The sequence below is a fragment of the Nonomuraea sp. SYSU D8015 genome, from assembly GCF_008065375.1.
Classification (GTDB): Bacteria; Actinomycetota; Actinomycetes; order Streptosporangiales; family Streptosporangiaceae; genus Nonomuraea.
Map to the genome: position 1 here is coordinate 25516 of NZ_VJYI01000007.1, position 10645 is coordinate 36160.

Here is a 10645-nt window from a genome sequence, read left to right on the forward strand (position 1 = left end):
GAATGCCGGAAAGGTGCTACTTGATCCAAATAGCTGCGTACTTGCCGTTCTTGGAGCTACCCTGGCCCGGCAGGGCCGCCGGCGCGTGCCCTGCCGGATGCCTTCCCTCAGGTGCAGGGGCTCGTGGACCAAGTGATGTAGCCGGTGACCCTGCCCCAGGTCGAAACCTCACCATTGCAGAATTCCGTCTTGACCCCGACCAAGTTGGTACGCGCGGAGTCGGAGAAGTACTGGGTGTTGCACATGTAGCCGGCCCGGCAGGCGGGGGCGGCCTGCGCGCCGGCCGGCACGGTGGCGAGCGCTGCGGTGGCCAAGGCGGCGACGGCCAGTACGCGACGGATCATGAATTGTCCTTCCTGATCGCGGGGGAACGGCGGGAATCAGCTACAGGGCGTTTCGGACCAGTCCTTGTGTACGGTGCGCACGCCCCACTCGTAGAAGGAGCCGTCGCAACCCTCGAAGCGGCCGCCGACGACCTGGGTGCCGGTGCTGTCGGAGTAGTACGTGGTGACGCATTGGTGACCGAGCGCGCAGATCCTGGCCTGCGCGGAACCGGCGGGGAGGGCGACGAGGGCCGTCGCGGTCAGGGCCGCGGCGACGAGTGCACGACGGATCATCAACAGTCCTTTCCCGAACGCGGAACAGCAGGTGACCCGAGCCCTGTGAGACGGCGGGCAGCCTTGTGCGGTCTCCCGGGGAGCGGGCAGACGGAGGGGGCCGTAGGAGCCGGACGGGACCGTGGAGAAGGTCCGGGCGGAGACGGATCCCCGACCGGTGATCGAAATGATCCGTCCTGGAGGAAGAAAACGCAAGAGGGACTCATGTTCTACTCGCCCGGCTTCGCCAGACTGGTGTCCGGCCACGTCCTCGTGGCGATGGGGTCGAACGCGCCGGCCAGTTGGTCTCCCTGCTGGGTGGCGACCCCGAGACCGTCGCGGAGATCCGTCCGCTTCTTGCCGGCCTGGCCGAAGCCGTGCATTTCGCCGGCCGGCACGGCTTGGAGCTCAGCACGTTCCAGGCCGCGATCGATTCCGGCCCGATGGCGTGCGATGTCACGCGCGTGAAGATCCCCAAGCTCATCGCGCGGGATTTCTCGGTGCAGGCGGCGACCTCCGACGCGTTCAACAACACCTGCCTGATCGCGGACGCGGCACGTGCGGCGGGCGTCCTCCCTGGAGGGCGGGAACTGCTGCCGCGTGGCGCACGCATACACCGTGGACGTCGGCCGATCAACAGGCGTCCGGGGGCAGGCGCGGTCACGTCGGCCCCCGGCGAAGGACCGGATGGCAGTGACGGGAATCACCGTCATCGACACCCGCAACGTTGTCACACTCCCCGGCCCGACGGCGTCTTGTGAGTAGGCAACGTTAGGGGGCCCGAAATGCGTTCGTTGTTGGCCAAGCGCCGCTCGTTTCAGTTCTCCCACTGGTCGTTCATGTTCGCGGAAATCGCCGTCTGGTCATTCGTCGTCCTGCTGGTGAGCGGGGCGGTGCTGATGGTGTTCTACGACCCCAGCATGTCCCAGGTGACCTATGACGGCTCGTACGGCCCGCTGCGCGGGCTCTTCGTCAGCAAGGCCTTCGACTCGACCATGCATCTGAGCCTGGAGGTGCGCGGCGGACTGCTCATCCGCCAGGTCCACCACTGGGCGGCGCTCGTCTTCGTGGCGGCCGTGGTGTTGCAGCTGCTGCGTATGTTCCTCACCGGCGCGTTCCGCCGCCCGCGCACGGGGCAGTGGCTGATCTGGGTGACGCTGCTGGCGTTGGGCATGGCCGCGGGGGAGACCGGCAACGCACTGCCCGACGACATGCTGTCCGGGGGGAGCCTGTGGTTGATCATGTCGGTTGTGCAGTCCATCCCCGTGGTGGGGACCTGGGCGATGTCGCTGCTGTTCGGCCCGGATTTTCCCGGTGACAGGGTCATTCCGGTCATGTACGGGGGGCACCTGCTGATCGCGGTCGTCATGGCCGCGCTGCTGATCGCCCGTGAACTGCTGGTGCGGCGGCACGGCCACTCCCGGTTCATCGCCTCGGTGCCGGCGCGGCGGAGCGCACGCCCGATGATGGCGCTGGCGACGTTCGGCATGCTGATCATTCTCGGGTTCGGGTTCCAGATCGCCCCTATATGGCTGTACGGCCCCGCCAAGCCGACGCATATCTCGGCCGGCTCGGTTCCCGACTGGTACATGGGGTTCCTCGACGGCGCCCTCCGGATCATGCCCGGGTGGGAGCTCACCATCGGGGACTACACGCTGAGCCTCGCGGTCCTCGTCCCCACACTGGTGATCCCCGGGGTCTTCTTCACCGCCCTGGCCGCCTACCCGATGGCCGAGCGCTTCCTCCTCTCACGACGCAACCGGCGCGACGCGCTGGGCCGGCCCAAGACCACGAGCCGCATGGCCCGCGAGACGCTCGCGCGTGACCGGCTCGATCGGCCACGCGAGACACCGGTGAAGACGGCCATCGCGGTCGCCGGCGTCACGTTCTACGGCCTGCTGTGGGCGGCCGCGGCCAACGACCAGATCGCCCACCAGTTCCACCTCACCGTCGACGCTGTGACGATCTTCTTCAGGTACGCCGTGGTCATCGGCCCCGTCGTCGCCTTCGTCATCGCCCGGTGGATCTGCCTCGCGCTTCAGCAGACGGATCGCCACGAGGCCGACCACGGAGTGGAGACCGGGATCATCACGCGGTCCCCGGACGGCGGATTCCACGAACGGTTGGCGCCGGTGCGGCGGGAGGACCCGGAGCCGGCGATCACCGCGGGGAGATGACAGTGAGACCGAACAGGCCACAGGTCGTGATCGTCGGAGCCGGGGTCGCCGGATACCAGGCGGCGCGCACCCTGTCGCGCACGGTGGGAGACGGCGCGGAGATCGTGCTGGTCAACCCGACCGGCGTCGCGTTGCACCCGCAGCTGCTCCCGCAGGTGATGATGGGCGTCCTCAGCCCGGATCGGGTGAGCGTGCCGCTGGCCGAGACGCTGCCGGGTGTGCGGGTGGTGCTCGGCACGGTCACCCACATCGACGCCCACGCCCGGCGCGTGCTGTACGACGGCGGCGTGCTCGGCTACGACCGGCTGATCGTCGCGGCGGGAGGCGTGAGCGAAGTCGCCCAGGTCTCCGCGGTCTCGGCGCACAGCGTCGGCTTCCACAACGTCGGCCAGGCCCTCCATCTGCGCGATCACATCCGCCGGCAGCTCTCCCTGGCCGCCGCGAGCACCGATCCCTTCGAACGCGCGGCGCACTGCACGTTCGTCGTGCTCGGCGCGGGATACGCCGGTACGGCGGCGGCCTCGGCCGGGCAGTCGCTGTCACAGTCGATCGCCTGCCGCGACCCGCGGCTGCGCGGGCAGCCGATCCGCTGGATCCTGGCCGATCCCGCAGAGTGGCTGCTGCCTGACATGCGGCACCGCCTGTCCAGGACCACGGCACGGATGCTGCGGTCGCGGGGCGTGGAGGTCCGGACGCAGACCTCGCTGGGGCAGATCACCTCCCGGGGGCTGCGGCTCACCGACGGTGAGTTCATCCCCACCCGCACGATCGTGTGGACCTTCGGGGTCCGCCCCGATCCGCTCGTGACCAACCTCGGACTGGCGGCCGAGCAGGGCAGGATCAGGGTGGACGAGTACCTGGCCGCGCCCGGCCATCCCGAGATCCACGCCTGCGGCGACGTGGCCGCCGTCCCCGACCTCACCAGGCCCGGCAAGATCACCCCGATGAGCGGGCAGCATGCCCTGCGCCAAGGCAGGCTGGCTGGCGGCAACGTCGCGGCCTCCATCGGGTACGGCTCGCGCCGGCCGTACCAGCACAGGATCCACGACTCCATCGTGGATCTGGTCCGGACGTCGGATCAGCTGCTGCGCGTGGCATGAGTCGCCCGAGCGGCGGGTACCGCGGAGCGCGCAGGCGAGGGTGGCCGGTATCGGCGTGCCAGATCATCATTCAGTGGGATGGCCCAAGAACTTCACCACCTCCGCCTGGCCCGCGGACTGTGCCCACTCCAGCGGCGTGGCGTCGTAGTCGAAATCCCGTAGCGACCGGTCGGCTCCCAACTCCACCAGCGCTCGCACCATCGGCAGGTCGCCCGCCCGCGCCGCCTTGTGCAACGCCGTCGACGGGAGGCGTGCGTTCACATCGAAGCCCAGCGCGCAGGCCAACCGTACGGCCGGCACCCGGCCGTACTCCGCGGCCTTGATGATCAGATCCCGCCGCCGCGTCAGGAGTCGTTCGGCCAGTTCGTGATCGGCGCTCAGCAATTGCTCGACCTGCCCCCGTTCCCCTCGCATGATCGCCGCTTCCGCGACGTCCAGCCCGCGTAGCGAGCCGGAGGCTCCCGCGTCGGCCAAGAGCCGAGCGACCTCCGCATGCCCGCCGAGCAGCGCCAGTTCCAGCGCCGTGTGATCGAGGAAGGACGGGTGCCCGTCGCCCCTGGCGTCCGCGGGCGCGCCGTGCGCCAGCAGGCACCGCATCCGGCGTGCCCGGCCACGCAACGCGACTGCCAGCACGGCGTTCTCCAGCATGCGGGCCGGCGAGTCCTGCACGCGCCCCAGCCTGGCCGCCCAGGGCCCGCCGTCCCCGCGGCCGAGGCCGAACCTCAGCAGCAGCCTCAGGTAGCCGGTGTCGTCGCCCAGGAGGCCGCGGTTGTACAGGGCCCGGTCGTCATTGGCGTCCGCCCCGGCCTCCAGGAGCACCCTGGCCAGCTCCAGGTCCTGCGGGTGCGGTGGTTGCCCCAGCTCGCCCCCGCCCAGCGCCCCGGTCAACGCGGTGAACGGCGGCCCCTGCCCCTCGGGAAGGTAGCCGGCGTTCGGATCGGCTCCCGCGCGGAGCAGGATCCGCGCCGTCCCCACGGCGTCGGCCTGCGCCACTCGTGAATAGGTCAGGTACAGCAGCGGCTCCCAGCTGAAGGGGCCCCCGTACGCCTGGGCCGATGCGGGGTCGGCCGCGACCGCGCGGGCCACCCCGGCGGCGTCGCCGACCGCCGCCATCGTCCACACCGAGGCGCCGGCCACCTCGGGACGGGCGGCCAACAGCCGCGCCGCCGCCTCGCTGCTCGCGAGCGCGAGTTCGCCGTAGGTCAGGCAGGCCAGCCGCAGGAACTCGGTTGCGGGGTCGGACGAGGGGCCCACCTCGTGCGGTCGGCGCGCGAACTCGCTCACCATCGTCAGATGTGCCCGCAGCTGCGACCAGCTCGTGAAGCCGTACTTGCGGGCCACCACCAGTTGCGCGCCGGCCAACCGCAGGTCTGACAGCTCTCCCGGATACCACCCGCCCGCCGTCGCGAGCGCGCGGATCTCGCCCGCGCGCACACCGCGCAGCAGTTGCTTGGCTTCGTTCTTCAGGTGGTCGAGGCTGGGGTTTTCGGGCAGACGATTCGCCACGAAGACCTCCCTTTCGGATGCGCCCGACGTCCGCATCTTCGGGCCGAAAAGGAGGAACGGCACCATGACCAAACACGTTGAGGATCGGGTGGGCTGAGCCCTTTCCGCGGACCGGTCGCGTCCCGAAACGCCGGCTCGAGCGTACCCCATCATGTTCGGACGTCGCCATCGTCATGTCTCTGAGGCCTTCTCCCCGCGGGCCCGGCTTGCTCTCCCCGAGCTGACGCGGGTTCGAGCCGGTCAGCGGAAGTCGGAGATGCGCAGCACCGCCAGCATGTCCGTCGCCCGGGAACTGGTCGAGAAGGACGCCTCCGCGCCGACCCAGCCGCGGAAGGCCCCGGTGTCGTCGATGATCTGCATGAGTGGTTTGACGTGGGAGTTGCCGGTGTAGCAGAACTGATCGCGCTCCATCGCCAGGCAGGTGCACCAGTGCCACAGCGTGTCGCGGCGGTCCGACTTGGAGATCATCGTGAGGTAGTACTGGATGGAGCTGATGTTGGGGCGCGTTCCGCCGCCGTACTTGGGGCAGCCGCCCGACTTCTGGCACGCGCCGCGTGAGGACGGCTGCAGGTAGGTCAGGCACGAGGTGGTGGCAGAGCAGGCACGGAAGGCGGAGTGGCCGAACGGCTGATTGCCGGAGGTGACGAGCTTGCCGCTCGCCCAGCTCGTCAGGTCCTGCCTGAGTGAGCCGGGGAAGGCCTTCACCGAGCTCATCGCGCGCCGCGTGCTGATCGAGGCGTTGCTGCCGTAGCCGTACCCGTTGGTGGCCAGCGTGCTCTGCTTGAGGTCCAGGCGGGCCAGCTTCCCGTCGGGGGAGGGCCGTACGTACCACTGCTCCGTCCACGTCTGGGTGATCTTCCACCGGATGCTCACCACGTTCCCGGACACTTTGTACGTCCCGGTGCGGCTCTCGTCGGGGGCGCCGGTGAAACCTCCGGCGGTGAGCACCTCGCAGGTACGGGGGCGCGATTGGGAACCGCCGGCTTTGGTGGTGCAGCTCGTGTCGGGGACGGTGCCGGTGCGCTGTCTGGCCTTGGGGTGACGCTGCCACCACAGGTACAGGGCCGCGGTGACCGTGCCGTTGGGGGCGAAGCGGTAGCTGCCCAGGCGTACCCAGTTCTGCCGGGAGGCGGCCTTGAGATGGCCCTGCGAGACGACATAGGTCGCCTTGCCTCCCGGTAGGGCGGCGAGCGAGGCGTCAGCCGGCCGGGCGGGGAGGAGGGTGAGGGCGAGAAGGAAGGAGAGGATTGCCGCTGTCCCGATGGAAGGGACGGTACGCATAGAACACTCCGGTGGCTTACGGGCTTCGCCGATTGTCCACGGGCCACCGTATCCGGCCCGGACCGGATATGTCTCCGTGTCGGTGCATTCGCGCGGACGCTGCCGAGTTGATCTCATAATGGGCCGATGCGGATCGTTGCCGCGCTGATGCTCGTGTCCTCCCTCGCCGCTTGCGATGCCCGCCCGGCGCAGGCAGGTCCGTGCGCGAAGGCCGGCGCCCGCAGCGCGGACCCGTCCCGGCGTCGCGTACCGCGCGGTCACCGATCGCGCCCCTCATCGACGTACGGCCGGCCGGGTGGAAGGACGACCCGCCCGCGCTCCTGGACGCGCTGGTGGACATGGCCCGTCGGCCGTACGCGACCGCCCCGCCCCCAGCGCAACGCCACCGGCCATCCGCCACGGCACGGGTGCCGGGGTCACGCCGGGCGGCGGGACCGGCCGATGATCGAATGCAGGTCCCCCACGCCACGGGTCATGTCCGATGATCGGACGACGGGGCTGGTGAGACCGCGAACAAACGCGACAGGCGGTCGCTCAGCTCGTCGTACGAACCCTCCGCGGCCACCCGGCCCTCCTCCAGCAGCACGACGTGGTCCGCTCGGCGGATGGTGGACAGGCGGTGGGCGATGACGAGCGTGGCCCGGCCGGCGGCGGCTTCCTGGAGAGCCTCGGCGAGGCGGGTCTCGTTGTCGGTGTCGAGGTTGGCCACGGCCTCGTCCAGCACCAGAACGGGCGCGCCCGTCGCCAGCGCGCGGGCGACGGCCACCCGGGCGCGCTGGCCGCCGGAGAGCGTGACGCCCCGCTCGCCGACCTGGATCGCCGGATCCAGGGGGAGCTGGGCGGCGCGAAGCGCGCCCGCGGAGTCGGCGTCCGGCGCGCCGAGCCGGACGTTCTCCTCGATCGTCCCGGCGAACAGGTGCACGTCCTGGGGCACCACCGTGACGTGCCGGTGCAGATCGGCGATGCGCGGCAGCGGCACTCCGCCGACCAGGATGCGCCCGCCGTCCGGGTCCCAGTAACGCAGCAGCAACGACACACAGGTGGACTTGCCCGCGCCCGAGGCGCCGACCAGGGCGACGGTCTTGCCGTAGGGGATGCGGAAGGACACTCCGCGCAGCACCTCGGGCCCGTCCGGGGTGTAGCGGAAGCGTACGTCCTCGAAGACGACGTCCGGCTGGGCGGCCACCTCGAGGACGTCTCGTGGCGCGGGCACGTTGGCGGGCGCGGTGACCAGCGCGTGGACCCGGTCGGCTGCCGCCCGCAGCGTTCCGTACTCCTTGAGCAGCAGCGCCACCTGCGCCGCCGGGCCGAGCGAGCTGGCGGCGAGCACCATGGCCACCGGCGCGTCCCCGGGGGATCCGATCACCGTCGCGACCAGCAACAGCGTCCCGGCGGCCGCGAGGGCGACGAGCACATCGGTGACGGCCGCCTCCAGCCCGCCGCGGGCCTCATTGGCCGCCTGGGCACGCGCCACCCTGAGGGTCTTGCGGGCCAGCAGGTCCCTGCGGCGCTCCAGGGCGCGGAACGCCACCAGCTCGCGCAAGCCCTGCACGGTGTCCACCACGTCGGAGGTCAGCTCCGCGGTGGCGGCGCGCAGCTCTTCGCCGTGCCGGTGCGAGATCTTGCGCAGCCACAGCGGCACGGTGATCACGCAGGCGGCCAGCGGCAGCGAGACGGCCAGCAGGAGAGGGTCGATCAGCGCGGCGGCCACGCCTCCCGCCACCAGCACCGTCCCGGCCGTGATGAGCTGCGCCAGGGTGTGCGCGAAGAGCCACTCCAGCGTCTCGATGTCCGAGAGCACGGCGGCCGACAGATCGCCGCTGCGGCGGCCCAGCAGCCGGGCCGGGGCGATCCTGGCGATGGCGTCGTACACCTGGCCTCTCAGCCTGGCCAGCACCAGATAGGCGAGGTCGTGCGCGACGTACGTCTCCCACCAGGCGGCCAGCGTCGCGACCGCGACCAGCCCGCCGAGTACCGCGCCGGCCACGTCGAGCGGCGCGGTCTGGCCGCTGATCGCGCGGCCCACCAGCCAGGCACCGGTCACCGCCGTGCCGAGCACGGCCAGCTGTCCGAGCAGGTTCGAGACCAGGGTCGACAGGAAGGCTCCGCGATGCGTGCCGACCGCGCCGGCGAGCCAGCGGATGGACGGGTTCATGCCGCGGCCTCCATGACGGTGCCGTTCTCCAGGACCACGACCTGGTCGGCCTGGCGGATCGTGTCGGGCCGATGGGCGATCATCAGGCAGGTACGGCCCCGCCGCACCTCGGCCAGCGCCTGCTCGGCACGCGCGTCCACGTGCGAGGTGGCCTCGTCGAGCACCAGCACGGGGGCGTCGGCCAGCAGCGCCCGGGCGATGGCCAGGCGTTGCCGCTGTCCTCCCGAGAGGGTCGCCCCGCGTTCGCCGAGCCGTGTGCCGTAGCCGTCGGGCAGCTCGGCGATGAAGTCGTGGGCGGCGGCCAGCCGGGCGGCGGCGACCAGCTCCTCGTCGGTGGCGTCCGGACGGGCCAGGCGCAGGTTCTCGGCCACCGTGCCGTGGAAGAGGTAGGTGTCCTGGGCCACGACCGCGACGCCTGCGCGCAGCGTGTCCAGCGTGAGGTCGCGCACGTCCGTCCCGCCGATGCTGATGGCTCCTCCGTCCGGGTCGTAGTGGCGTTGCAGGAGGGCGGCGAGGGTGCTCTTGCCCGCGCCGGACGGGCCGACCAGGGCGACCGTGTGACCGGCCGGCACGGTGAAGCTCACCGCCCGGACCGCGGGGTGTTCCGAGCCCGGATAGCTGAAGGTGACGCGCTCGAACGCGATGGCAGGCGGGGCGGGGAAGTCATGCCGCGTCCCGCGGTCCTCGACCGCCGGTGGAGCCGACAGCAGCGCCTCGATGCCATCAACCGCCGTTATCCCGAGATATCCGGCATGCCAGCTATCAGAGAGGTTCCGTACGGGGCGGAAGCACTCCACCGCGATCAGCAGGACCGTGAACACGCTCCACGCGCTGCCGGTCGTGGTGGCGGCGAGAACGGCCCCGGCCGTGCCCGCGTGGACGAAGAAGGCGCTCACACCGGTCTCCACCAGCGAGATCCTGAGCTGCCGCATGGTGGTCAGGTAGAGATCGTGCGCCCGCCCGGCGAGCCTGGCGCCCACCCGGCCGACGGCCCCGAACGCGCGGAGCGTGGCCATGCCCTGCATCGCCTCCAGGTAGTCCGAGGCCAGCTCGGCGAAGGCGATCCAGCGGCTGCGCCCTCGCCTGAGGAGCGTGGCGTCCCAGAACCTGGGGATGATCAGCACGCTCGCCACGGCCACGGCCAGGATCGCCGCGGCGGTCGGGTTCACCGTGAACAGCCATCCGACCAGCGCCACCGGCACGCAGAAGGTGACCGCCACCTGGGGCAGGTAGCGGCTGAAGTACGGGTCGAGGCCCTCGACCCCGTCGACCAGCGTGGTCTGCACGTGTCCCGTGCGGGCGCCGGTCAGGTGCGCCGGGCCCAGCCGCGCCAGGTGACTGATCAGCCGGTCGCGCAGCCTCGCCTTGATCAGCGCGCCCGCCCACACGGTCACCGCCCCCCTGGCCCACAGCAGTGCCGCGCGCCCCGCGATCACGGTGAAAGTCCAGGCCATCAGCTGGATCACGGTCGCGAGGTCGCCGCGCACCAGGGTGGCCAGCGCGGCGGCGAGCAGGACGGCCTGAGCGACGTACGCGGCGCTGACCGCCAGACCCAGCGCGGCGCAGATCGCGATCGGTCCCTTCACGCTCCCGGCCAGCTGCAGCAGGCGGCGATGGATCACTCACTGTCCTTCCCTGCCGGCTGCGACCACCCGGCGCCGGCGACGACCTTCTCGATTCGGACACAGGGCCCGATTCACCCCTTGCGGTAAAGAGAGGGTAAATGGTAATCGTTTTCATTGTCTAGCTCCGCGAAGATTTTCCATGTTCTGGAGGTTTCATGCGCCGCAGTGCCCTCTCGGCCGGGGCGGTGGCCGTACCGGCTCGTGC

General features: G+C 70.9%; 9 protein-coding genes. 3 read left to right on the forward strand and 6 right to left on the reverse strand.

The genetic code is table 11. From position 1 onward, the window contains the following. Nucleotides 1-107: 107 nt before the first annotated feature. Nucleotides 108-344 carry a DUF6289 family protein gene (locus ID574_RS28085; RefSeq protein WP_188191992.1) on the reverse strand — a complete coding sequence of 79 codons (237 nt, stop codon included), beginning with the start codon at nucleotides 342-344 and terminating at the stop codon, nucleotides 108-110. Nucleotides 345-380: 36 nt separating this feature from the next. After that, nucleotides 381-617: a DUF6289 family protein gene (locus tag ID574_RS28090; RefSeq protein ID WP_188191993.1), complete on the reverse strand. Its 237-nt coding sequence runs from the start codon at nucleotides 615-617 to the stop codon at nucleotides 381-383. 281 nt (nucleotides 618-898) lie between these two features. On the opposite strand from ID574_RS28090, the gene ID574_RS60180 reads away from it, so the two are divergent. Genes ID574_RS60180 through ID574_RS28105 form a run of 3 tightly spaced genes read left to right on the forward strand, consistent with a single transcriptional unit; the run spans nucleotide 899 to nucleotide 3873 of the window. After that, a complete protein-coding gene (locus ID574_RS60180) occupies nucleotides 899-1357 on the forward strand; it encodes an NAD(P)-binding domain-containing protein (RefSeq protein WP_223167141.1) in 459 nt (152 codons plus the stop codon). Nucleotides 1358-1381: 24 nt separating this feature from the next. Continuing rightward, complete coding sequence (locus tag ID574_RS28100) at nucleotides 1382-2773, forward strand: cytochrome b (RefSeq protein ID WP_188191994.1); 1392 nt, start codon at nucleotides 1382-1384, stop codon at nucleotides 2771-2773. Between the two features lie 2 nt (nucleotides 2774-2775). Then, complete coding sequence (locus ID574_RS28105; RefSeq protein ID WP_188191995.1) at nucleotides 2776-3873, forward strand: NAD(P)/FAD-dependent oxidoreductase; 1098 nt, start codon at nucleotides 2776-2778, stop codon at nucleotides 3871-3873. A 66-nt stretch (nucleotides 3874-3939) separates the two neighbouring features. Here the strand turns inward: ID574_RS28105 and ID574_RS28110 are convergent, their stop codons facing one another. From ID574_RS28110 to ID574_RS28125, 4 genes are all read right to left on the reverse strand, one after another. Further along, on the reverse strand, nucleotides 3940-5379 hold the full coding sequence (locus ID574_RS28110; protein ID WP_188191996.1) for an ankyrin repeat domain-containing protein: 1440 nt from the start codon (nucleotides 5377-5379) through the stop codon (nucleotides 3940-3942). A 240-nt stretch (nucleotides 5380-5619) separates the two neighbouring features. Next, nucleotides 5620-6660: a hypothetical protein gene (locus ID574_RS28115; protein ID WP_188191997.1), complete on the reverse strand. Its 1041-nt coding sequence runs from the start codon at nucleotides 6658-6660 to the stop codon at nucleotides 5620-5622. 472 nt (nucleotides 6661-7132) lie between these two features. After that, nucleotides 7133-8815, reverse strand: a complete 1683-nt coding sequence (locus tag ID574_RS28120; protein ID WP_188191998.1) for an ABC transporter ATP-binding protein — start codon at nucleotides 8813-8815, stop codon at nucleotides 7133-7135. Continuing rightward, nucleotides 8812-10437: an ABC transporter ATP-binding protein/permease gene (locus ID574_RS28125; RefSeq protein ID WP_188191999.1), complete on the reverse strand. Its 1626-nt coding sequence runs from the start codon at nucleotides 10435-10437 to the stop codon at nucleotides 8812-8814. The genes ID574_RS28120 and ID574_RS28125 overlap by 4 nt, the downstream gene beginning before the upstream one ends. Nucleotides 10438-10645: the final 208 nt, after the last annotated feature.